This window comes from Aeromonas sp. Y293-4, from assembly GCF_027705905.1.
GTDB lineage: Bacteria > Pseudomonadota > Gammaproteobacteria > Enterobacterales > Aeromonadaceae > Aeromonas > Aeromonas veronii.
The window spans coordinates 15699-38935 of sequence record NZ_JAPDCI010000003.1 but is presented as its reverse complement, the minus strand read 5'-3'; the positions used below and the strand labels follow the sequence as shown (position 1 = coordinate 38935).

Below are 23237 nucleotides of genomic sequence, written 5' to 3'. Positions count from 1 at the left end.
GCAACACCTCGGGTTCACACAATCAGGGGATCTGACCACGACTCGCCACGCTCGGCAAGCGGGGAACACCCCCGCATCCCCCGTTACTGCACCGCTTCGTTGCGGGCCAGCGGCTGGACCGACTCGGCGATGCGCTTGGCGGTTTCGGCAGGCACCTCGCCGACCACGGTGATCTCGACCCCCACCTCGTTGACATAGCTCACCAGCGAGGTCGCCCCCTGGCGGATCAGCTGCTGGCGCACCGCCTGCTTGGGATCGACCCGGGAAACGTAGACCGAGAGATCAACCAGCCCGTCGGAGAGCATCATGTAATCCACCGGCATACTGGTGGTCACCAGCTGGTGCCGGTCTTGCGACAGCACCTTGAAGCCATCGGGCAACCAGGTGATCTGCCAGTTCAACTGCTGTTGCGGCGCCGGATAGGCATCCTCCAGCGCCAGCGCCGGAGGCTGCTTGCTGTTGGCCAGCTTCACCAGCCAGGGGGCCGGTTTGCTCTGCAGATCCAGCTCGACACCGAGTACCTGCTCCACCAGATTGCCTTCCCGCTCGACCATGTCGATCCGCAGCAGCAAGTGGCTCTGCTCGTCAATCCAGAGCACGAAACCATATTTATCGGCCTCTTTAGGCACCAGCCTCACCACCTGTGCCACCACACCGGCGACCCGGCTGCGACCGGCCAGCACTGGATCATAGCTCTCCAGCACCTGCGCCAGCGGCATCTTCACCAGGGTCGACCAGATGCCGGGGAAGCGGGCATCCTTCAGGGTATAGGGATCGTGACTGTTTTCAAAGAAGGTGTATTCATTCTGGCGCTGGAGATACTCGATCGCCTTGCCGTCGAGGTAACTGAGGTGGGCCACTTCCTTGCCGTTGATCACGGCATGGCTGATCCGGATCGGTTCAAGACGCCCCTGACGGGCCTTGACCATGGACAACTCGAAATTCTGTTGCTGCACGGCACTCTGCATCTGCTGCAACAAGGCCTCGGCCGACTTATCGTCGGCCGAGGCCTTGGCACTAATCAGCAGGAGAGAGGCCAGCAAAATACGGCTGGACTGGCGCACGTTTGTATCCCTGACAATTCGTTATTGTTGGAGCTGTCTGTCTTGCAACAGGCGCTGCTGCAACTGGTGGTCACGCAGGAAGGCGTTGATCCGCTCCCGCTGCTCCTGCATCTGCTGTTCGGTCAGCCCCTGCTGACGGGCACGGGCACCGTCCTGTTGTGGATAGTGAACACTCACAGGCGCCGCACTACCACCGATTGGAATGGTATTGAGCACCGGATTGGCCGGAACGCCATCCTGTCCCTGATACTGCTGCACCCCGAAGATAACGGCAGCGGCCACGGATGCCGCAATGGCATATTGACCCAGCTGCTGACCGACACGGCGGAACAACGGAACCACATTGGCATCTGTCTTGACCGGTGCAACGGCAGGTTGCAGTACGGGAGCCGTCTCGACCGGCTTGGGTGCCAGTATGGTGGGCTCATCCTCCAGCGCAGCCATGATGCTGTCACTAAGATCCAGTTGCAGATTGACCGGCAGGTCACCCCGCATGGCATCGCCGATCAGGTGGTAACGACCCCAGGTATCTTGCAAGTCGGAGTCCATCCCCAGCTCGTTCAGTACCTCTGCGTCACTCAGGTCACCATCCATCAGGGCAGAGATTTGCTCTTTATTTGCCATAAGTTAACCCGTCTTTCCCCAGTTAATTCTCGATCAGAGGTTGCAGCTTTTTATCGATTGCTTCCCTCGCCCGGAAGATACGGGATCTGACCGTACCCACTGGGCAATCCATGATTTCGGCAATCTCTTCGTAGCTCAGCCCTTCCAGTTCGCGAAGGGTGATAGCTGTCCTCAGGTCTTCCGGCAATGCCTCTATGGCTGAAAACACGGTGCGTTTGATCTCGTCAGTCAGCGCCAGGTTTTCGGGGGTTGAGACCTCTTGCAAGGCTTCACCACCACCATAAGACTCCGCTTCGTCAGCCTCCACATCACTGCTGGGCGGCCTGCGCCCTTGGGAGGTGAGATAATTCTTCGCCGTGTTCACGGCAATTCGGTACAACCAGGTGTAAAAAGCACTTTCGCCACGGAATGTCGGCAATGCACGGTAGGCTTTTATAAAGGCCTCTTGCGCCACATCGGGCACATCACCGGGATTGTTGACATACCTGGCAACCAGGTTGACCACCTTATGCTGGTATTTTTTTACCAACAGGTTGAAAGCTGCTTTATCGCCGCGCTGGACCCGTTCAACCAGCTGTTCGTCCAGTAGATTCTGGTCGCTCATCAGAGCCGTAAAACCCCCATCAGGTTATCGTTTTTCTTTTCCGGCCCTTCCTAAGCGCACAAGTTCAGACAGGGAGAATCAGAGAAAGTTCGCTTCAATTGAAAAAAATGTGATGCAGGCTGCATCCTCGCCCTCGCTTGGGCTACCATGGTGCCAGTTCTTAATCCAGGCCAATGATACTTATGAAAGCAAGTGTTGAATACCTTTGCGATGTACTGATCATTGGCAGCGGTGCCGCTGGTTTGTCCCTCGCGTTGCGATTGGCAGACCACGCCAAAGTCCTGGTTCTGAGCAAGGGGCCCATCAGTGAAGGGGCCACTTTCTATGCGCAAGGAGGCATCGCTGCCGTTTTCGACGAAACCGACAGCATCGAATCCCACGTGAGCGACACGCTCAACGCGGGCGCCGGGTTGTGTGACCCGGCAGTGGTGGAGTTCACCGCACGCCACGCCCGCGAGTCCATCCAGTGGCTCATTCAGCAAGGGGTCCCCTTCGATCAGGAGGAGAACGCCGACGGCGAGTCCCAATACCACCTCACCCGCGAAGGAGGCCACAGCCATCGCCGCATCTTCCACGCAGCGGATGCCACCGGCAAGGCGGTGCAACTGACCCTGATCGATCAGGTGCGCGCTCACCCCAATATCCAGCTGATGGAGCGCTTCAACGCAGTCGACCTCATCACCACCCGCAAGCTCAACCTGCCGGGCAACAAGGTGCTGGGGGCCTACGTCTGGAACCGCAACGCCGAGCAGGTCGAGGTGATCCGTGCCCGTTTCGTGGCGCTGGCCACCGGTGGTGCCTCCAAGGTCTACCAGTACACCTCCAACCCGGATGTGAGCTCTGGCGATGGCATCGCCATGGCATGGCGGGCCGGCTGCCGGGTGGCGAACTTGGAGTTCAACCAGTTCCACCCCACCAGCCTGTTTCACCCGGACGACCCCAACTTCCTGCTGACCGAAGCGCTGCGTGGCGAGGGGGCCTATCTGCGCCGCCCGGACGGCAGCCGCTTTATGCCGGAATTTGACGAGCGGGCCGAGCTGGCACCGCGCGATATTGTCGCCCGCGCCATCGACCACGAGATGAAGCGGCTCGGGGCGGATTGCATGTATCTGGATATCAGCCACAAACCGGCCGATTTCATCATCAAGCACTTCCCGACCATTTATGAGCGCTGCCTCGCGGTCGGCATCGACATCACCAAGGAGCCGATGCCCATCGTGCCGGCCGCCCACTACACCTGTGGCGGCGTGATGATCGACAACAACGGCCAGACCGATATTCCCGGCCTCTACGCCATAGGTGAAGTGACCTACACCGGTCTGCACGGCGCCAACCGCATGGCCTCCAACTCCCTGCTGGAATGCGTGGTCTATGCCCATCAGGCGGGGGCCGACATTCTGGCCAAGCTGCCGATGAGCGTGGAGCCGCCGCACCTGCCGGTGTGGGACGAGAGCAAGGTGGAAGATTCCGACGAACTGGTGGTGATCCAGCACAACTGGCACGAGCTGCGGTTGATGATGTGGGACTACGTGGGGATAGTGCGTACCAACAAACGCCTCGCCCGCGCCAAGCGCCGCATCGACCTGCTCAAGCAGGAGGTGCAGGAGTACTACGCCAACTTCCGCGTCTCCAACAACCTGCTGGAGCTGCGCAACCTGCTGCAGGTAGCCGAGCTTATCGTCAACTGCGCCCTGCAGCGCAAGGAGTCTCGCGGCTTGCACTACAACCTGGATTATCCGGATATGCTGCCGGACTCCAAACCGACCGTGCTGACCCCGGAGCGGGATTAATCCCCCTTCCTGCCAAGCGTTGCAGCAATCAGTGACCCCGCCCCGGCGGGGTCACTTGTTTTCAACCGCTTTTCAGCCACAAAAGAGTGTCGCCAGCCACATGGCAACAGCTTATCGCGATAAATCAGCGCATGGTCATCACGGAAAGCAGGCGTCAGCGCCGGGACGGCAGAAAGTGGATGGCTCGCGCCAGCAGGCGGTAATGTTCGGGGGGAAGGGCATCGGAGAAGAGCCACAGTTGCCGTGGCGACACGGCTCCACTCTCTTGCGGATCGGGACAAAGCACCAGCCTGAGCACGCCGGGCAGAATGCGGCTTTTCTTGTCAAGCTGATAGCGACGACCTTGCCACTGCAACCACTGACCATCCCAAACGAGCTCGAACGGGGGCTCGGCGAGCGCACGCCAGCTCAACCAGAGCGCCGCCAGCCAGACGGGCAGCAACAGCGCCCACTGCCAACCGGCAATCAGGCCAGCCACCGGCCAGAGCAGCAACAGAAAGAGGGCCACCAGCAAACATTGCTGATGGCGGGAGGGGTGAACCGTCATGATCACCCGCTCCACGGTATTACCCCTGGCGGTCGTGGCGCGCCTGATTGCGCTCCAGGATCATCGGGATCATGGCGGCAAATGCGGGATCGGCAGGGACACCATGACCCATGCACCATTTGAACAGATCCGGATCGTCGCTCGCCAGCAGGCGGATAAAGGTCTGCTGATCGGCTTCGCTCAGGGAGTCGAACTCGTGTTCGAAAAAGGGCATAAAGATCACATCCAGCTCGAGCATACCGCGACGGCAGGCCCACTTCAGGCGGGATTTTTCAACTGGGCTCAACATGGCACTCTCCTTACAAAGACCGGGGGATGGTACCAGCTGGATTTTCCGGCTGACAAACATTAGTTACGTCTTTACCATGCAGCTCACATACTTTCTCTCTGGAATACCATCGTGAGCCTGCAACCACCTGTTTTTCCTGCCGAGCCGACCCGCTTCCCCCTGACCAAGCTGGCCATCACCCGTATCAGCGGCCAGGATCGCGCCAAATATCTGCAAGGTCAGGTCACCTGTGATGTCAACGCCCTACAACCGGGGCAACAGACCCCGGGTGGCCACTGTGATCCCAAGGGCAAGCTGTGGAGCAATTTCCGCCTGCTCTGCCTCGACGACAGCCTGCTGCTGCTGACCAGCCCCTCGGTGCTGGAACGTCAGTTGCCGGAGCTGAAGAAATTTGCCGTCTTCTCCAAGGTCGAGATCACCGCCGATGAGCGTCACGCTACCGGGATCGCCGGTACGGGCAGCGATGGCTGGATCGCCGCGCAGTTTGGCCTTGAGCAGAGCGGTCTGATCGATGGCGGCATGGCGGTGAAGATTGAGCAGGATCGCTGGCTGCTGGTGAGCAATCAACAAGCCGACGCCCTGCCGCAAGGTGACGAGTCACTCTGGTGGGGGCTCGAGATCAAGGCGGGTCTGCCGCATATGGAGGCAGTGCATCAGGGGGAGTTTATCCCGCAGATGCTCAACCTGCAGGCGCTGGACGGCATCAGCTTCAACAAGGGCTGCTACATGGGGCAGGAGACAGTGGCCCGCGCCAAGTATCGCGGCGCCAACAACCGCGCCCTGTTCCTGCTGGCGGGCACTACCGGCGAGCCGGTTGCCAGCGGCGATACCCTTGAGCTGCAACTGGGTGACAACTGGCGTCGCAGCGGCATGGTGCTCAACGCCTGGCAACAGGCCGGGCAGGTGTGGCTCACCGCCGTACTGCCGAAAGATACCGAGGCTGACGCCCTATTCCGCCTCAAGCAGGACGAAGGCTCCCGCCTCACCGTGCAACCCCTGCCTTACACCCTGACCGAGTAAAGTCGGCTAGCGAGGCACCCGCGCCAGCAGTGCCTCCTTCAGCCAGCGCCCCGCCTGCCCCAGCGGGCGGGCGCGATGCCACTGCAACTCAAGCGCCAGCGCGTGGCTGGCGATAAAGTCCGGCTCCAGCACCACCACCTCGCCCCGCTTCAGCGGTTGATGCAGCAGAAATTCCGGAATGGCGGACCAGCCAAGGCCCCGCTTGACCAGCTCCAGCACCCCGAGATCCCCCTCGACCCACCACACCTGAGCCGAGATGCGAAAACGCTGGCGCTCGCTCCCTTCACGTCGGCCGGTCACCATCAGCTGACGTGCCCCCTGCAGATCGACCTCCCGCAGCGGCTGCTTGCGGGCCAGCGGATGATCCGGTGACACCACCAGCGGCATGGTCACCTCCCCCAGCGAATGGGCGACAATCTCCCGCTGGGGATGCACCTTCTGATAACTGATGCCGAGCTGGGCCCGGCCGGTCACCAGCATCTCGGTCACATCTTCCATCAGCGGGAAGAGCAGCTCCAGCTCCACGGTCGGGTAGCGAGTGGCGAACTCCTCCAGCAGGGTGCCGAGCCAGGGTAGGTGGGAGTCATCATCGATGGCCAGAGTGAGCCGCGTCTCCACCCCGGCCGCCAGCTCCCCGGCAATGGATTGCAATCGTTCACTCTGCGCCAGCAGGATCCCCGCCTCCTGCACCATGCGGGCCCCCGCGTCCGTCAGTTGCGGATAGCGGCCGCTGCGGTCAAACAGGGTGAGCGCCAGATCGATCTCCAGATTGGCGATGGCGCTGCTCACTACCGACTGCGCCTTGCCCAGCTTGCGGGCGGCAGCGGAAAACGAGCCGGTTTCGGCGGCCGCCAGCAAGATCCTCAGTTGTTCCAGTGATGGCGTCATCTTGTGGCCCTCCGGCAAGCTCTCTCATCCATCTATTTTAGCGATGGATACCAACATGAATCTATCGCTAGAGTTCTATAGATTAACCTGCAATTCGTGAATGAACCTGATTGAGAGAGTGACTTATGCGTACCCGTAACGATCGCCTGCGCCATGCCATTGGCTTTGAATTCATTGGCCTGCTGATTGCCGCCCCGCTGGCCAGCTGGGTTACCGGGGTCGGGCTCAACCATATGGGCCCGCTGGCACTGTTCTTCTCGGTGCTGGCCACCGTCTGGAACTACATCTACAACATCGGGGTCGACAAGCTGTTGCTCAAATATCAGGGCCATACCCACAAGACCCTGTGGCAACGGGTGCTGCATACCTTCGGCTTTGAGGGCGGTCTGCTGATCGTCGCGCTGCCGGTCATGTCCTGGTGGCTGAGCGTCAGCCTGCTGGAGGCGCTGGTGCTGGATCTGGGCTTCGTCGTCTTCTACCTGATCTATGCCTTCGTCTACAACTGGTGCTATGACAAGGTGTTCCCCATCCCCCGCGAAGTGCCGCACGGCATGCCACAAGAGGCGCGCTAAGGCACGAATCAGTTGGATTGAAACCGAGAAGTGAAGGGCAACAAGGAAAGACTACAGAAGAAACGACACGACCCCATCATGGCAGACATGATGGGGCCGCAAGAGGGATCAGCGCTGGCAGGCCGGCTGATTCAGAGGTAAGGATTCAGGCCTGCCCGTCGTTCAAGCCTGGGCTTTGAGCTCTTCGCCGCTCTCGTCAGTTGCGACAGCCTCTTCAGGCTGCGCCTGGGCGGCCTGCAGCGCTTCCAGTTCGCTCTGATAATCGCTCAGGATCTGCTGGGCAACCGCCATATCTCCCTTGTGTTTGCGCTCGAACAGATGGTGCTGCACCACGCCGTTGAGATACTCCACCGTGATGGGCTGCTCCAGGGTGGCCATCAGCTCCTCTTTCTCCAGCTCGGCATTGATTTCATCGGCGGTCGTGCGCAGCAGCCCGGCCAATTGAACCAACATGCGGCGCTCACCTTCGCGCAGCAGGCTCAACATGCGGTTTCTCTGCTGCTCATTCTGTTGGGTCATACATTTCCTTACGTCAATTGGGAACAAGCCCGCTCATTCTGCCCTGTCCCCATGACAGCGTCTATCTCATGCCCCCCACAAATTTTTGGCGCTGGCTCACAAATGGCTACAGATGCTATTTGAAGCGCCTCTGGGGTATAGTAGCCGCTGATTTTCGGGCGCTTTTTTCACCTTCATCCGCAGACAGGGATGAGACGGCAAGGGCGCCTGCCCGGTTTACCCCAACGAGGTGAAGATCCGCTTTATGACCGACGCCATTGTGGTGCTCTGCACCTGCCCAGATCAAACCAGTGCCGACCTTCTCTGCGAACAGCTGCTGAACCAGCGGCTGGCCGCCTGCATCAATCAACTGCCGGGCGTCACCTCCGTCTATCGTTGGCAAGGCAAGGTGGAGCGCGCCCCCGAGATCCAGCTCATCATCAAATCCCGTCAATCGCGCTTTGCCGAGCTGCAGGCATGTATTCAAGCCCATCACCCCTATGAGGTGCCCGAGCTGCTGGCCCTGCCGGTAAGTGCCGGACTACCTGCCTATCTGGACTGGCTCAATGGGGAGACCGCATGACGTTCAACCGCTTGCTCTCTCCCCTGCTGCTGCTCTGCGTCCTGCTGATGACAGCGGTGGGCAGCTCCCCAGCCCACGCCAGCGGCGCCGATCTGCTCAGCTCGCTGGGTATTGAGGCCAACGCCAAGCCCAAATTTTTGCAGGTCGATGAAGCCTTTCAGATCGAGAGCGAACAGCGTGGCGATCAGCTGCTGCTGACCCTCCACATCGCCGACGATTACTACCTCTATCGCCACAGCCTGCGCTTCAAGGGGAACAACCTCACCTTCAGCGAGCCGACCCTGCCAGAAGGCACCGAGCACGAGGATGACTTCTTCGGCAAGACCCGAGTCTACTACCAGCAGGTGAGCATCGCGGTGCCGCTCAAAGAAGTGGGCGACGGCGCCACCCTGCGGGTGCGCTATCAGGGCTGTACCGACGGCCTCTGCTACCCGCCGACCGACAAACTGATCGACGTGGCCCCGCTGGTCACGGCAACCACAGCGTCCACTGCTGATACGGCACAAAGCGTCGCACCGGTTAGCCAGCAAGATCAGCTGGCCGCTGCCCTCGGCAATCAGGGGTTCTGGCTCAGCATCGTCGCTTTCTTCGCACTGGGGCTGGGGCTCTCCTTCACCCCCTGCGTCTTCCCCATGTACCCAATCCTGACCGGCATCATCGCCGGAGCTGGCCATCGCCTCTCCACCGGTCGCGCCTTCCTGCTCTCCATGGTCTATGTGCAGGGGATGGCGGTCACCTACACCCTGCTCGGACTGGTAGTGGCCTCAGCGGGGCTGAAATTCCAGGCGGCGCTGCAACACCCCTATGTGCTGATCGGTCTATCGGTGATGTTCGTGCTGTTGGCCCTCTCCATGTTCGGGCTCTACACCCTGCAACTGCCGAGCAGTTTGCAAACCCGGCTCTCTGGCCTCTCCAACCGCCAGCAGGGCGGCTCGGTAGTCGGGGTCGCCATCATGGGGATGATCTCCGGGCTGGTCTGCTCCCCCTGCACCACGGCGCCGCTCTCGGGGGCGCTGATCTATGTTGCACAGAGCGGCGATCTCTGGCTCGGCGGCGCCGCGCTCTATGCGCTGTCACTGGGGATGGGGCTACCGCTGCTGCTGCTCGGCACCTCGGGGGGCAAGTTGCTGCCCAAGGCGGGCGCCTGGATGGATGTGATCAAGCAGCTGTTTGGCTTCGCCCTGCTGGCGGTGCCGCTCCTGCTGCTGTCACGGCTATGGAGCGATCAAGTTACTACCCTCGCCTGGCTTGGCTGGGGGCTGCTGCTGTGCGGCTATCTCTATCACCACAACCAGCATCAGCCCCACTCGGTGGCCAGAAGCGTGCGTGGCTTCGTGCTGTTGCTGGCGATGATCAGCGCCGTGGTAGTGGGCAAAGATCTGCTGCAACCGGCCACCCCTGCTGCCATCACGGCGGATGCCAGTCAAACGGCGCCACAGTTTATCCGCGTCAAGACGCTGGATGATCTCAAGGTGCAGCTGGCCGCCGCCCGCGGCAAACCGGTGCTGCTCGACCTCTACGCCGACTGGTGCGTCGCCTGCAAGGAGTTCGAGCACAAGACCTTCAGTGACCCAACCGTGCGCGAGCGCTTCGGCCAGATGGTGCTGCTGCAGGCGGATGTCACTGCCAACGACGATGCCGATGTCGAGCTGCTCAACAGCCTCAGTGTGCTGGGGCTGCCGACCCTCATCTTCTTCGACCGCGAGGGCAAGGAGCTGGCTGGGCAGCGGGTCACCGGTTTTATGGGGCCGGTGGAGTTTCTGGGCAGGCTTGATCAGCTACGCTGACCAACGGCGCCCCTGTCGACAGACAGGGGCAGCCTTATACGTTACGCACTGATTTTTCTGGCAATCCCTTGTATATGACCGGCAGCATGGCAGAATTTGCCCTTCGATTGTCTCGCCCGTCCGGAGTTTTGATGAAAAAGTGGTTCATCCCCCTGCTAGCCCTCTGGCTTTATGGCTGCAGTGCAGGGCCCGGTGAAGAGGATATCCGGAGCCAAGTTACCGCTAGGCTGCTGGCCGAGACAGACGCCAACCTGTTCGAGATCAGCGATTTCACTATCCTCGGCAAGGAGGAGCGGATGGAGGGGGTTTATCTGGTCAAGGTGAGTTACCAGCTCCACTTCAAGCAGGGGCTCGATCAGTTGCAGGTGTTGCACGACGAGGACCTGGTCTACGACCGGGTTGGCCCCTTCCAGCAGGAGATGGGGCTGATGGAGCTCGAGCGCAAATATGGCGAGTTCGAGGCGGGCCAGGTGCTGCCACAAGAGGCCGAGGTGTGGATGATGAAGGACGAACAGGGGTGGCGGCTGGCGGAACCGGCCCAATAAAGGGCTTTCCGCCCCTTATGCTCTGCAACGACTCTCCTGCCGTTGCCAACCAGCTCAAACCTGGGTATCGACCCGATACCCTTTTCGCTCGGCAGGTTCGTTCGGCAGCTTGCTGGCCAACCCTGACAGCACCTCCTTGAGGGTGACCCCGCTCTCTGCCGCACCACTGCTCTCCAGCAGCTTGGTCAGCTGGCTCTGCAAGGGGTTGACCGCTTCACGCTCGGCTCCTTGCTCGCTCGCTTTTTCCTGTCCGCCCTGCTGATCCAGCGTCTCCAGCAGGCGCTCCAGATCCCGCTTGAGCGGGTTTTCGCTGCTGTCGGCGATGGCGAGTTTGCGCTGTTCCTGCTCTTGCCGCTGTTGTTGCTGCAATGCCAGCTGTTGCTCCTGCTGCTGTTGCAGGGAGCCCATCATGGTGTTGATGAACGCCTCTAGCGAATCCCTGATTGAAACAGTGCCACCGCCGCTGCTCTCCCCTTGTGGTGACAGCCCCAGCTCATCCAGCACAGCGCCAAGGTCGCGCACCAGGCTGTCACTGCCCGTTGATGGTGAAGTTGCAGCCCGCTCCTGTGCCTGCACAGCGGGAGAACCCTGCCGTTGCGCCAGCGGGCTGAGCCCGCCTGACGCGACCACATTTATCTCCATCTTGGCCCTCCTCTCCCCGTCCTCAGCTCTTTCTCGGCAAGTATTCCGGCAAGCAGACACACCCTCGTCCCCTTGGCAGATAACCGCTCTCACACCTAAAAGATAGCGCCAACCGGACGAGATTGGCGCGAATGCATCTTTTGGTCTATCAGGCGGAATGATAGTGCTAACCCGCTATAAACAAGAGCTTGGCAAGGGGGCTGGCGTTCAGCCATCACTGCGCAGGCTGACAATGGGGGTCAGAAGATATCCTTCATCCGGTGCCACAGCATACCCAGTGCCAGCAGCGGGGAGCGCAGCGCCGGGCCGCCGGGGAAGGTGATATGGGGCACGCTGGCAAAGAGATCGAAACCCCGGCTCTCGCCGCGGATCGCCTCGGCTACCAGCTTGCCCGCCATATGGGTGGCGTTGAGGCCATGCCCCGAGTAGGCCTGGGCGTAGAGCACGTTGGGATGCTCCTTCAAGCGGCCAATCTGCGGCAGCCGGTTGGCGCCGATCCCGATCATCCCGCCCCACTGAAACTCGATGGCAGTGCCAGCCAACTCGGGGAAGACCCGCAGCATCTTGGGCAACATAAAGGCCTTGATGTCGCGGGGATCCCTTCCCGAGTAGTTGCAGGCGCCGCCAAACAGCAGGCGACCGTCGGCGGAGAGGCGGTAGTAGTCAAGCGCCACGTTCTGATCGCACACCGCCATGTTTTGCGGCAGCAAGCGCTGGCGCAAGCGGCGATCCAGCACCTCGGTGGCAAGAATGTAGGAGCCGGCCGGCAGCACCCGCCCTCCCAGCTCCGGATTGAGGTCGTTGAGGTAGGCGTTGCAGCCGATCACCAGATAATCGGCGGTGACCCGCCCATGAGCCGTGGTCACCTCGACCTGCTTGCCGTAATCGATATGGGTCACTCTGGAGTGTTCAAACAGGGAAACCCCGAGGCTGGCGGCGGCACGTGCCTCGCCGAGCGCCAGATTGAGGGGATGGAGATGGCCGGAGCCCATGTCGATAAGGCCACCGATATAGCGATCCGACCCCACCACGGTATGGATATCTTCGCGCGGCACCAGCTTGAGTTCGTGCTCATAGCCGAGGCTCGCCAGATGGTCGAGCTCCTCCTCAAAACCTGCCAGATGGCGCTGACGGGTGGCCAGATCGCAGTAACCCCAGGTGAGATCGCAGTCGATATTGAAACGCTCCACCCGCTCGCGCACCAGCTGCACCGCCTCCAGCCCCATCAGGTCGAGCTCGCGCACCCCCTCCTCACCAATCCAGCGGGCAAACTGGTTGGTGTCGTGGCCGATACCGCGAATAAGCTGACCGCCGTTGCGCCCCGACGCCCCCCAGCCGATGCGGTTGGCCTCCAGCAGCACCACCTTGTAGCCCGCATCAGCCAGGTTGATGGCGGTATTGAGACCGGTAAAACCGCCGCCGATGATGCAGACGTCAGCCTTGTGCTCCCCCTCCAGCTCGGGCCACTGTTGCGAGTCGTTGCGGGTGGCCGCGTAGTAGGAGGCGACGTGCTCCTGATATCCGTTGTGCTTTCCTGCCTGCATACTCAGCATCCTGCCTTGGTTGCAAATTGTTTAATAAAATAAGCAAAGTTGTTTCGATAATACCCAGTTCCTCCTCCACTCACCAACCGGTGCGGATCACAGAAATGCAAAAGGCGCCCCGAAGGGCGCCTTTTCATGCAATCAAGGTGCTGTAACGAATTACAGTACGTCGATGGCGTTCAGGTCGGAGAATGCTTTCTCCAGACGAGCGATCATGGAAGTCTGACCTTCACGCAGCCATACGCGCGGATCGTAGTACTTCTTGTTCGGCTTGTCGGCGCCTTCCGGGTTGCCCAGCTGGCCTTGCAGGTAAGCTTCGTTCTTCTTGTAGAAGTTCAGCAGACCTTCCCAGGTTGCCCACTGGGTGTCGGTGTCGATGTTCATCTTCACTACGCCGTAGGAGATGGACTCGCGGATCTCTTCCAGAGTGGAACCTGAACCACCGTGGAATACGAAGTCCAGAGACTTGGCTGGAACACCAAACTTCTCGGAAACGTACTTCTGGGAAGCGTCCAGGATGGACGGGGTCAGCTTGACGTTACCCGGCTTGTATACACCGTGTACGTTACCGAAGGAGGCAGCGATGGTGAAACGCGGGCTGATCTTGGACAGACGCTCGTAAGCGTAAGCAACATCTTCCGGCTGGGTGTACAGAGCGGACTGATCCATGTGGCTGTTGTCGACGCCGTCTTCTTCGCCACCGGTGCAACCCAGTTCCAGCTCCAGAGTCATGTTCATCTTGGCCATGCGGGTCAGGTACTCGCAGCAGATGTCGATGTTCTCTTCCAGAGACTCTTCGGACAGATCCAGCATGTGGGAGGAGAACAGCGGCTTGCCGGTTTCAGCAAAGTGCTTCTCGCCCGCTTCCAGCAGACCGTCGATCCACGGCAGCAGCTTCTTGGCAGCGTGGTCGGTGTGCAGGATTACCGGCACGCCGTAAGCTTCGGCAACAGCGTGAACGTGCTTGGCACCAGAGATGGCACCCAGGATGGCAGCTTTCTGACCTTCCAGCTTCAGACCCTTACCGGCGGTGAACACGGCACCACCGTTGGAGAACTGAACGATAACCGGCGCTTTAACCTTGGCGGCAGCTTCCAGTACGGCGTTCACGGAGTCGGTACCAACGCAGTTTACGGCCGGCAGAGCAAAGCCGTTCTCTTTAGCGATGGCGAACACTTTCTGAACGTCATCACCAGTGATCACGCCGGGTTTTACGAAGTCGAAAATTTTCTTAGACATGTTTAATCGTCCTGTCTCGTATGCCGTTAATAAAAAATGGGGGGTTCATCATGAACCGGCACAGCGGGCACATGATAAACGAAACGGGAGGCTTTTGCCCCCCGTTCCGGGTCAATTAGGCTTTAGCGCGCTGTTCCAGAATCGCAACAGCCGGCAGTACCTTGCCTTCTACGAACTCCAGGAAGGCGCCGCCGCCAGTGGAGATGTAGGAGACTTTGTCAGCGATGCCGAACTTGTCGATAGCAGCCAGGGTGTCACCACCGCCAGCGATGGAGAAGGCCGGAGAAGCAGCGATGGCTTCAGCGATAACCTTGGTGCCTTCAGCAAACTGGTCGAACTCGAATACACCGACCGGGCCGTTCCACAGGATGGTCTTGGCGTTCATGATGATGTCAGCCAGAGCCTTGGCAGAATCCGGGCCGATGTCGAAGATCATGTCGCCGTCGGTCACGTCAGAGACGGACTTGATGGTCGCCGGAGTGGACTCGGAGAACTCGGCACCTACAACCACGTCGGTGGTCACAGGAATGTTGGTCTCGGCAGCCAGTTTCTTGGCGGTGTCGATCAGGTCGTGCTCGCACAGGGACTTGCCGACGTTGTGACCGGCAGCAGCGATGAAGGTGTTGGCGATGCCACCACCGACAACCAGCTGGTCAGCGATCTTGGAGAGGGATTCCAGAACGGTCAGCTTGGTGGAGACCTTGGAGCCGCCAACGATGGCAACCATCGGGCGCTCGGGCTTCAGCATGGCTTTGCCCAGGGCTTCCAGTTCACCCGCCAGCAGCGGACCAGCACAGGCGACCGGAGCGAACTGAGCCACACCGTAGGTGGAACCTTCGGCGCGGTGAGCAGTACCGAACGCATCCATTACAAAGACGTCACACAGGGCGGCGTATTTTTTGGCCAGCTCTTCGGTGTTCTTCTTCTCGCCTTTGTTGAAGCGGCAGTTTTCCAGCACAACCAGCTCACCGGCAGCGACTTCTACGCCATCCAGGTAATCCTTGGCCAGGCGAACCGGGCAGGACAGAGCGTCTTTCAGATAGTTGACAACCGGAGCCAGGGAGAATTCTTCGTTGTATTCACCCTCGGTCGGACGACCCAGGTGGGAGGTGATCATCAGCTTGGCGCCCTTTTCCAGAGCCAGCTTGATGGTCGGCAGAGTCGCAACGATACGTGCATCGGAGGTGACCTTGCCGTCTTTTACCGGTACGTTCAGGTCAGCACGGATCAGAACGCGTTTACCCGCCAGATCCAGGTCAGTCATCTTGATAACAGACATATTCAGTCCTCTATATTTTCCAGGTAATGTTAAAAACAGTAACCTTTCGCCCGGGGCAGGCTCAGCCTGCGGCCATCATGGCCCGGGTGGTATCCAGCATCCGGTTTGCGAAGCCCCATTCGTTATCGCACCACATCAACATCTTGACGAGGTTGGCATCGCTCACCCGGGTCTGGGTACCATCAATGATGCAGGAGTGTGCATCATGATTGAAGTCTACGGAGACCAGCGGTTCTTCCGTGTAATCCAGAATACCGTGTAATGTACCTCTGGATGCCCGTTGCAGGGCTTGATTTACGTCAGTAACTGTCACTTTTTTACGAACAGTAATACTGAGATCCATCGCTGTTACATTGATGGTCGGCACCCGCACCGCGATCGCCTCAAACTTGCCGGCGAAGTGGGGCAGGATACGCTCCAGCCCCTTTGCCAGCTTGGTGTCCACCGGAATGATGGACTGACTGGCAGCGCGGGTTCGGCGCAAGTCACTGTGGTAGGCATCGATGACTTGCTGATCATGCATGGCCGAATGAATTGTCGTAATAGTACCACAATTTATCTCGAATTCTCGATGCAATGTTTCAATCACCGGCACCACGCAGTTGGTGGTACAGGAGGCGTTGGAGACAATCCGCTCCGCTCCGGTGAGGGTATGATGGTTGACCCCGTAGACCACGGTGGCATCCACATCCGCATCCGCCGGGTGGGAGAAAAGCACCTTGCCCGCCCCCGCCGCCAGATGCAGCTCGGCATCGGCCCGCGAGCAGAATACCCCGGTGCAATCCAGCACCACATCGACTCCCAGCGCCCGCCACGGCAGCTTTGACGGATCCCGCTCGGCAAACAGAGAGATGAGATCCTCCCCCACCAGCATGCTGTTGCCCGCCAGTTGCACCGGATGGTGGAAGCGACCGTGACTAGTATCGTAACGGGTCAGGTGCACCATGGCCTCGGGGGCCGCCAGCTCGTTGATGGCGACGATCTTGATGGTCTTGTCGCGTCCGCTTTCATAGAGGGCTCGCAACACGTTGCGACCGATCCGCCCGTAACCATTGATGGCAATCTTGATCATCGAGAATCCGTTTCCTTGAACCAGCAACAAGACGGCGCACCGGCCGCCCGGGAGCCCCGGCTACGACAGCAGGGCCTCCTTGAATTCACCGCGGGCCAGCAGTGCCGCCCCGAATACCCCGGCACTGTCGCCAAGGGCAGGAGCAATAATGGGGGCTCTGAAGCGGGGATTAAAGAGGAAGGGCAAAATTGTCTGCCGTCCGGCGTTGTAAAGGCTCTGCACATTGCCCACCCCGCCGCCGATGACGATCACATCCGGGTCGAGAATGTTGACCACGTTGGCCAGCGCCTGACCAAACAGCAGGTGCAGCCGGTCGATGGTGAGCTTGGCCACATGATCGTGAGCCGTGGCGGCCGCGATTTGGGCGAGCGAGAGGCGGCGCTTGGCCTTGGCCTCGTACCAGGCCTCCAGCGCCGGGCCGCTGATCAGGGCCTCGACGCAGCCGCGCTTGCCGCAGTAGCACTCGGGACCATCGGGGGAAAGCACGTTGTGGCCCCACTCACCGGCGATGCCGTGGTGGCCGTTGAGGATCTGGCCGTTGATGACGATGCCGGAGCCGACTCCGGTGCCCATGATGATGCCGAACACCACTTTCGCATCGGGATGGTGCTGACGCACTGCACCGAGATGGGTTTCTGCCAGCGCGAAGCAGTTGGCGTCGTTGGCGATCAGTACCGGCACGCCCAGTTTGCGCTCCAGATCCTCCTTGAACGGCTTGCCGTTGAGCTCGGTGGTGTTACAGTTCTTCATCAGGCCGGTCTGCGGATCCCGCGCCCCCGGCGTGCCCATGCCGATGACGGTCGGGCGTTGACCAATCTTCTCGGCGCACTCCTCCACCAGCTTGGCGATCTGACCGATCATGTGCTCATAACCGCCCGCCCGCTCGGTGGGGATGCGGTGGCGCAGCAGCACCTCGTCGCCCTCCAGCACCACGCATTCACACTTGGTACCGCCAAGATCGATACCCCAATCCAGTGACTTGCAGCTCATCTTGCCTCCTGCACTGGCGCCACGCTCTCGTCGTCGCGGCGCCTTTTTCAATGTAAAACGGGGCCTTGCGGCCCCGGATATCAAACAAACTCTTCTTCTCTCGCCCCGGCCTTAGCGACCGTGGTACTGGGCGGAGAGCTCGTGTACCGCGGTGACGAACACGCCGGCGTGTTCCGGGTTCACATCCTGATGGATGCCGTGACCCAGATTGAATACGTGGCCATTGCCGTGACCGAAACCGGCCAGAATGGAGGCGACCTCTTCACGGATGCGAGCCGGGGTAGCGTAGAGCATGGAGGGATCCATGTTGCCCTGCAGCGCCACCTTGTCGCCGACCCGGCGCTTGGCGTCGGCGATGTCAGTGGTCCAGTCCAGACCCAGCGCGTCGCAACCGGTGGCGGCGATCTGCTCCAGCCACTGACCGCCGTTTTTGGTGAACAGGGTGACCGGCACACGGCGACCGTCGTGCTCGCGGATCAGGCCATCGACAATCTTGTGCATGTACTGCAGGGAGAAATCGCGGTAATCGCGGGGGGTGAGCACGCCGCCCCAGGTGTCGAACACCATGACCGCCTGGGCACCCGCCTTGATCTGGGCGTTGAGATAGGCAATCACGCTGTCGGCCAGCTTGTCGAGCAGCAGGTGCAGGGTTTGCGGCTCTGCGTACATCATCTGCTTGATCTTGGTGAACGCCTTGGAGCTGCCCCCCTCCACCATGTAGGTGGCCAGAGTCCATGGGCTGCCGGAGAAGCCGATGAGCGGCACTTCACCCTTCAGCTCGCGGCGGATGGTGCGCACCGCATTCATCACGTAGCCCAGCTCATCTTCCGGATCCGGAATGGGCAGCGCCTGCACGTCGGCCATGGAGGTGATCGGACGCTCGAAACGCGGGCCTTCACCCTGCTCGAAGTAGAGACCGAGCCCCATGGCATCGGGCACGGTCAGGATGTCGGAGAAGAGGATGGCGGCATCGAGCGGGTAGCGGCGCAGCGGCTGCAGGGTGACTTCAGAGGCCAGCTCGGCATTGCGGCACAGGGACATGAAATCCCCCGCCTGGGCGCGAGTCGCCTTGTATTCCGGCAGATAACGGCCAGCCTGGCGCATCATCCATACCGGGGTCATGTCCACATCCTGACGCAGCAGGGCGCGCAGGTATCGATCGTTCTTCAGCTCTTTCATCCCAGTTCCTGAGTTCGTATCACGCATAAAATGGCGGCCATAATACCACTTTGCCCACCGGATCGGACTGCCCAAAACGTGGCAAATGGACGCGCGATTGCAAAGATGTGAAGGGGCGCAAACCTGACCGCCCCGCTTGTAACAAGAAGTGCAAAAAGGTTGGCGAAAAGATAAGCGCCTCGTTACCCCTCACCCGCCAGCGAACGCTCGATCAGCCGCCGGGCGATGGTGCCGTGGGGAGGCAAACGCGGCAAGCGGTCGGCGGTAAAGAAATCGGCAGCGACCAGTTCGTCATCCTGCACCCGGATTTCGCCGCTCTCGTAGTCGGCGGTAAAGCCCATCATCAGGCTGTGGGGGAAGGGCCAGGGCTGGCTCGCCACATAGCGCACATTGCGCACCCGGATGCCGCTCTCCTCGAACACCTCCCGTGCCACGCACTGCTCAAGGTTCTCTCCCGCCTCCACAAAGCCGGCCAGCACGGTATACATGGGATCGTCCGCCTGATAGTGACGGCGATGGGCCGCCAAGAGGATCTCCGGCCCCTTGCGCACCGCCACGATAATGCAGGGGGAGATACGCGGATAGACCGTGTGGCCGAGGTGGCACACCTGCGCCCACTCCCCCGCCTTCGGGGTCATGGGGGCGCCGCACTCGCCGCAGAAACGGTGGGTGCGGCGGAAGGTAACGAGCTGCCAGGCACGACCTGCGAGGCGAAAGCCCTCTTCGTCTCCCGCCACCATCAGCTGGCGCAGAGGACTCATGGCGCTCGTGTCGGCCTCATCACCCAGATCGAGCAGATAGCAGGGCAACCCCTGCCACTCGTCAAAACGCTCGAAAGAGGCGTCAGCCAGCGCTGCGGGCAGGCACGCTTTACTTCCTTGTGGCACCTCTCCCTGCTGATCGAGCAGTACCAGATGATCGCCCCCCAGCACGAACCAGCGGGCTTGTTCGGTTAATGACATCGGATAAACACTCTCGTTAAAACAAAACCCCGGCTACGGCGGGCCCGCCAAGGGGCAAACGCCACGCGAATGGCTTCCATCTTACGACCAGCACGGGTCGCTGACGACCCCGCCGTGGCCGATTGTCCCATTCGTAAAAAACGGATGGTGCAAATAAAGAGGCCGCCCGAAGGCGGCCCGTTGTTATCCGGTATCCCGTATCCGGCCTCTATCGACGCGGATCAGGCATCACCCATCGCCAGCAGGGAGGCGTTGCCGCCCACCGCGGTGGTGTTGATGGTGCGGGTCTTTTCGGTGACGAAACGGCTCAGGTAGTGAGGGCCGCCCGCCTTGGGACCGGTGCCGGAGAGCCCCTGGCCGCCGAACGGCTGCACCCCGACCATGGCGCCGATCTGGTTGCGGTTGATGTAGACGTTGCCCACGTTGATGCGGCTCGCCAGCTCCTCAGCGTGGGATTCATTGCGGCTGTGGATCCCGAGCGTCAGGCCATAGCCGGTGCCGTTGATATCGCTGATCACCTTGTCCAGATCCCGGGTGGCGTAGCGCACCACGTGCAGGATTGGGCCGAACTGCTCCTTGGCCAGCTCGCGGATGGAGCCGATCTCCAGCGCGGTCGGCTGGACAAAGTGCCCTTCCATGGTCGCGGCTGGCATCGGCGCCTGGGCAATCAGGCGAGCACGCGGGATCATGTGCACCAGGTGCGCATCCAGCCCGCCCTTGGCATCGGCGTCGATGACCGGGCCGACATCGGTGTTGTGCTCAGCCGGGTTGCCCACTTTGAGCTCCTGCATGGCGCCGGTGAGGATCTCCAGCACCCGCTCGGCGATCTCCTCCTGCAGGTAGAGTACCCGCAGGGCCGAGCAGCGCTGACCGGCACTCTGGAAGGCGGCGCTCACCACGTCCCGCACCACCTGCTCCGGCAGGGCGGTGGAGTCGACGATCATGGCGTTTTGGCCGCCGGTTTCGGCGATGAGCGGCAGGATGGCGCCATCGCGCTGGGCCAGAGTCATGTTGATGAGCTTGGCCGTCTCGGTGGAGCCGGTGAAGCAGACGCCGCCAATGCGCGAGTCCGCAGTCAACTTGGCCCCCACGGTGGCGCCGTCACCGGGTAGCAGCTGCAGCACGTCGCCCGGAATACCGGCCTGATGGGCCAGCGTCACCGCCAGATGGGCGATAAGGCCGGTCTGCTCCGCCGGTTTGGCGATGACGGTGTTGCCGGTGGCCAGCGCAGCGGCAATTTGGCCGAGGAAGATCGCCAGCGGGAAGTTCCACGGGCTGATGCAGACAAAGACACCGCGCCCCTGCAGGAACAGCTCGTTCTGCTCGCCGGTGTAACCGGGCAGCAGGGTCGCCTGCCCCATCAGGCTGCGCGCCTGTACCGCGTAGTAGCGGCAGAAATCGACCGCTTCACGCACCTCGTCGATGCCATCTTGCAGCAGCTTGCCCGCTTCGCGGGTACAGAGGGAGACGAACTGCTCGCGGTTCGCTTCCAGCAGATCCGCCAGCTTCTCCAGCGCGGCGGCACGCTCGCTCACCGGGGTTTCACGCCAGCGCGGGAAGGCAGCGTGGGCAGATGCCAAGGCCTGCTCCACCGCCAGCTCGTCGGCCCAGTGGATCTTGCCGACGGTGAGGCTCACATCCTGCGGGCTCAGCACGGTGCGTGCCTCGCTGCGCTTGAGGGTCTCGCCATCGACGATGGGGCCTGCCAGCCACTGCTTGCTCTCCAGCTCTTTCAAGCGGGTGAAGAAGGGGCGCTGGATGGAGAGGATGTTCATGTTGACGCCGCTGGAGTTCTTGCGGTCGCTGAACAGGTTCACCGGCTGCGGAATCCGGTCGTTGGCAAAGCCGGAGTAGCGCTTGAGGGTGCGCAGCGGATGCTCGGCCAGCGAGTCCACCGGGGTATTGGGATCCACCAGCTTGTGAACGAAAGAGGTGTTGGCCCCGTTCTCCAGCAGGCGGCGTACCAGATAGGGCAGCAAGTCCTTGTGGGCGCCGACCGGCGCGTAGATGCGGCAGTGCAGGCCGGGATTGTCGTTCAGCACGGCGTTGTGCAGCTCCTCCCCCATGCCGTGCAGACGCTGGAATTCAAACTGGCGATCACCGGCCATCTCCAGAATGCTGACCACGGTATTGGCGTTGTGGGTGGCGAACTGGGGGGCGATAAAGCCACGGGTCGGCTCGCTCAGCAGGTAGCGGGCGCAGGCGAGGTAGGAGATATCGGTACCCACCTTGCGGGTAAACAGCGGGTAGCCGGGCAGACCCGCCTGCTGGGCATATTTCAGTTCGCTGTCCCAGTAGGCGCCTTTTACCAAGCGAACCGGAATGAGGTCACCCTGCTCGCGGGCCAGTGCGGTGAGCCAGCAGAGTACCGGCAGGGCGCGCTTGGAGTAAGCCTGCACCACCATGCCGAGTTTGCCCCAACCACGGTTGGCGTCGGAGCGATACAGCTGCTCGAACAGATCCAGCGACAGCTCGAGGCGGTCCATCTCTTCGGCATCGATGCTGATGGCCACATCCTTGTCGCGGGCCAGACGCACCAGCCCCACCAGCCGCTCGCACATCTCGCCGAGCACCCGCTCGCGGTTGGCCACGTCATAGCGTGGATGGAGCGCCGAGAGCTTGATGGAGATGGAAGGGGCCGGGCCGCCGTCGCTGATCCGCTCATTGCCCACCGCCTCGATGGCGTTGCGGTAATCGGTCAGATACTTGTCGGCATCCTGCATGGTCAGCGCCGACTCACCCAGCATGTCGTAGGTGTGGGTGTAACCCAGCTCGCGGGATTTGCGGCTCGCCTTGAGTGCCTCTTTCATGTCGCGACCCAGCACGAACTGCTTGCCCATGATCTTCATGGCGGCGTACATGGCGGAACGCACCACCGGCTCCCCCAGCTTGTTGACCATGCGGCCCAGCAGGTTGGCCGGGTTGCCGTCGAGCTTCTTGTCGAGCTTGATGATCTTGCCGGTCAGCATCAGCCCCCAGGTGGAGGCGTTGACCAGAGTAGAATCGCTCTTGCGGAAATGGGAGGACCAGTTGGCGCCGGAGAGCTTGTCCTTGATCAGGGCATCGGCGGTCTCGGCATCGGGAATGCGCAGCAGCGCCTCGGCCAGACACATCAGGATAATCCCCTCCTGAGTATCCAGGCTGTACTCCTGCAGGAAGGCGTCGATACCGTCACCGGAGCCGCTCTCCTTGCGCACCTTGGTCACCAGGGTACGGGCACGCTGGGTCACCTGCTCCAGCGAGGCGCCATCCCCCGGCAGCATGGCCGACAGTTCGGCCAGATAGGCATTTTCATCCACCACGTAGTTCTGGGTGATGGCTTCGCGCAGGGCGGCCAGATCGGAGGGGATATAGTCAGCGGCAAGCACTTGAGTAGCTTTGAACATATGGGGTCTTCCTGTACGCCCTAGGGCTAATATCGACAAAGGCGGACGCGCCGCCGAAACGCCGATAATGTATACAATATTGCACCCTATATGAAATGAATTTGTTGCCACTCTTTAACAAAGATCGCTCATT

At 61.0% G+C, this 23237-nt stretch carries 22 protein-coding genes; 6 read left to right on the top strand and 16 right to left on the bottom strand.

Features of this window, described 5'->3' with window-relative positions; translation table 11 throughout:
• Positions 1-83: 83 nt before the first annotated feature.
• Genes OKC31_RS04160 through rpoE form a run of 3 tightly spaced genes read right to left on the bottom strand, consistent with a single transcriptional unit; the run spans position 84 to position 2292 of the window.
• The gene (locus OKC31_RS04160; protein ID WP_005335407.1) at positions 84-1064 is read right to left on the bottom strand and encodes a MucB/RseB C-terminal domain-containing protein; all 981 of its coding nucleotides are present in this window, start codon (positions 1062-1064) and stop codon (positions 84-86) included.
• A 21-nt stretch (positions 1065-1085) separates the two neighbouring features.
• On the bottom strand, positions 1086-1688 hold the full coding sequence (locus OKC31_RS04155) for an RseA family anti-sigma factor (protein WP_247823393.1): 603 nt from the start codon (positions 1686-1688) through the stop codon (positions 1086-1088).
• 22 nt (positions 1689-1710) lie between these two features.
• Positions 1711-2292, bottom strand: a complete 582-nt coding sequence (gene rpoE / locus OKC31_RS04150; protein WP_005335411.1) for an RNA polymerase sigma factor RpoE — start codon at positions 2290-2292, stop codon at positions 1711-1713.
• A 182-nt stretch (positions 2293-2474) separates the two neighbouring features.
• Here rpoE and nadB point away from each other — a divergent pair, with 182 nt between their 5' ends.
• Positions 2475-4082, top strand: a complete 1608-nt coding sequence (gene nadB, locus OKC31_RS04145) for an L-aspartate oxidase (RefSeq protein WP_139441639.1) — start codon at positions 2475-2477, stop codon at positions 4080-4082.
• A 154-nt stretch (positions 4083-4236) separates the two neighbouring features.
• Here nadB and OKC31_RS04140 read toward each other — a convergent pair whose 3' ends face one another.
• Positions 4237-4629 (bottom strand): protein YgfX, encoded by a 393-nt coding sequence (locus OKC31_RS04140; RefSeq protein WP_139441637.1) that lies wholly within the window; start codon positions 4627-4629, stop codon positions 4237-4239.
• Between the two features lie 19 nt (positions 4630-4648).
• On the bottom strand, positions 4649-4918 hold the full coding sequence (locus tag OKC31_RS04135; RefSeq protein WP_005335417.1) for an FAD assembly factor SdhE: 270 nt from the start codon (positions 4916-4918) through the stop codon (positions 4649-4651).
• A gap of 111 nt (positions 4919-5029) precedes the next feature.
• Here OKC31_RS04135 and ygfZ point away from each other — a divergent pair, with 111 nt between their 5' ends.
• On the top strand, positions 5030-5938 hold the full coding sequence (gene ygfZ, locus OKC31_RS04130; protein ID WP_247823394.1) for a tRNA-modifying protein YgfZ: 909 nt from the start codon (positions 5030-5032) through the stop codon (positions 5936-5938).
• Between the two features lie 6 nt (positions 5939-5944).
• Here ygfZ and OKC31_RS04125 read toward each other — a convergent pair whose 3' ends face one another.
• Positions 5945-6826 carry a LysR family transcriptional regulator gene (locus OKC31_RS04125; RefSeq protein WP_216952960.1) on the bottom strand — a complete coding sequence of 294 codons (882 nt, stop codon included), beginning with the start codon at positions 6824-6826 and terminating at the stop codon, positions 5945-5947.
• Between the two features lie 125 nt (positions 6827-6951).
• On the opposite strand from OKC31_RS04125, the gene OKC31_RS04120 reads away from it, so the two are divergent.
• Positions 6952-7398, top strand: a complete 447-nt coding sequence (locus OKC31_RS04120; RefSeq protein WP_201944393.1) for a PACE efflux transporter — start codon at positions 6952-6954, stop codon at positions 7396-7398.
• 162 nt (positions 7399-7560) lie between these two features.
• Here OKC31_RS04120 and OKC31_RS04115 read toward each other — a convergent pair whose 3' ends face one another.
• Entirely contained in the window at positions 7561-7917 is a 357-nt protein-coding gene (locus OKC31_RS04115) for a hypothetical protein (RefSeq protein WP_069529227.1), read from the bottom strand.
• Between the two features lie 244 nt (positions 7918-8161).
• Between OKC31_RS04115 and cutA the strand changes: the two genes are divergently transcribed.
• The 3 genes from cutA (at position 8162) to OKC31_RS04100 (ending at position 10811) form a co-directional block, all read left to right on the top strand.
• Positions 8162-8479: a divalent-cation tolerance protein CutA gene (cutA, locus tag OKC31_RS04110; RefSeq protein ID WP_139406746.1), complete on the top strand. Its 318-nt coding sequence runs from the start codon at positions 8162-8164 to the stop codon at positions 8477-8479.
• Positions 8476-10266: a protein-disulfide reductase DsbD gene (locus tag OKC31_RS04105; RefSeq protein ID WP_247823395.1), complete on the top strand. Its 1791-nt coding sequence runs from the start codon at positions 8476-8478 to the stop codon at positions 10264-10266. The genes cutA and OKC31_RS04105 overlap by 4 nt, the downstream gene beginning before the upstream one ends.
• Positions 10267-10397: 131 nt before the next feature.
• Entirely contained in the window at positions 10398-10811 is a 414-nt protein-coding gene (locus OKC31_RS04100) for a hypothetical protein (protein ID WP_040068021.1), read from the top strand.
• 54 nt (positions 10812-10865) lie between these two features.
• Here the strand turns inward: OKC31_RS04100 and OKC31_RS04095 are convergent, their stop codons facing one another.
• The 9 genes from OKC31_RS04095 to putA form a co-directional block, all read right to left on the bottom strand.
• Positions 10866-11453: a hypothetical protein gene (locus OKC31_RS04095; protein WP_247823396.1), complete on the bottom strand. Its 588-nt coding sequence runs from the start codon at positions 11451-11453 to the stop codon at positions 10866-10868.
• A gap of 239 nt (positions 11454-11692) precedes the next feature.
• A complete protein-coding gene (locus tag OKC31_RS04090; RefSeq protein WP_247823397.1) occupies positions 11693-12997 on the bottom strand; it encodes an NAD(P)/FAD-dependent oxidoreductase in 1305 nt (434 codons plus the stop codon).
• A 159-nt stretch (positions 12998-13156) separates the two neighbouring features.
• A complete protein-coding gene (gene fbaA / locus OKC31_RS04085) occupies positions 13157-14236 on the bottom strand; it encodes a class II fructose-bisphosphate aldolase (protein WP_005340963.1) in 1080 nt (359 codons plus the stop codon).
• 115 nt (positions 14237-14351) lie between these two features.
• A complete protein-coding gene (locus OKC31_RS04080; protein ID WP_005335436.1) occupies positions 14352-15515 on the bottom strand; it encodes a phosphoglycerate kinase in 1164 nt (387 codons plus the stop codon).
• 61 nt (positions 15516-15576) lie between these two features.
• The gene (epd, locus tag OKC31_RS04075; protein ID WP_247823398.1) at positions 15577-16587 is read right to left on the bottom strand and encodes an erythrose-4-phosphate dehydrogenase; all 1011 of its coding nucleotides are present in this window, start codon (positions 16585-16587) and stop codon (positions 15577-15579) included.
• 60 nt (positions 16588-16647) lie between these two features.
• Positions 16648-17577, bottom strand: coding sequence for an ROK family protein (locus tag OKC31_RS04070; protein WP_247823399.1), 930 nt, complete (start codon positions 17575-17577; stop codon positions 16648-16650).
• Positions 17578-17688: 111 nt separating this feature from the next.
• A complete protein-coding gene (gene hemE / locus OKC31_RS04065) occupies positions 17689-18756 on the bottom strand; it encodes a uroporphyrinogen decarboxylase (protein WP_247823400.1) in 1068 nt (355 codons plus the stop codon).
• Between the two features lie 182 nt (positions 18757-18938).
• Positions 18939-19718: an NAD(+) diphosphatase gene (gene nudC, locus OKC31_RS04060; protein WP_247823401.1), complete on the bottom strand. Its 780-nt coding sequence runs from the start codon at positions 19716-19718 to the stop codon at positions 18939-18941.
• A gap of 221 nt (positions 19719-19939) precedes the next feature.
• Positions 19940-23104 carry a bifunctional proline dehydrogenase/L-glutamate gamma-semialdehyde dehydrogenase PutA gene (putA, locus tag OKC31_RS04055; protein WP_247823402.1) on the bottom strand — a complete coding sequence of 1055 codons (3165 nt, stop codon included), beginning with the start codon at positions 23102-23104 and terminating at the stop codon, positions 19940-19942.
• Positions 23105-23237 lie beyond the last annotated feature (133 nt).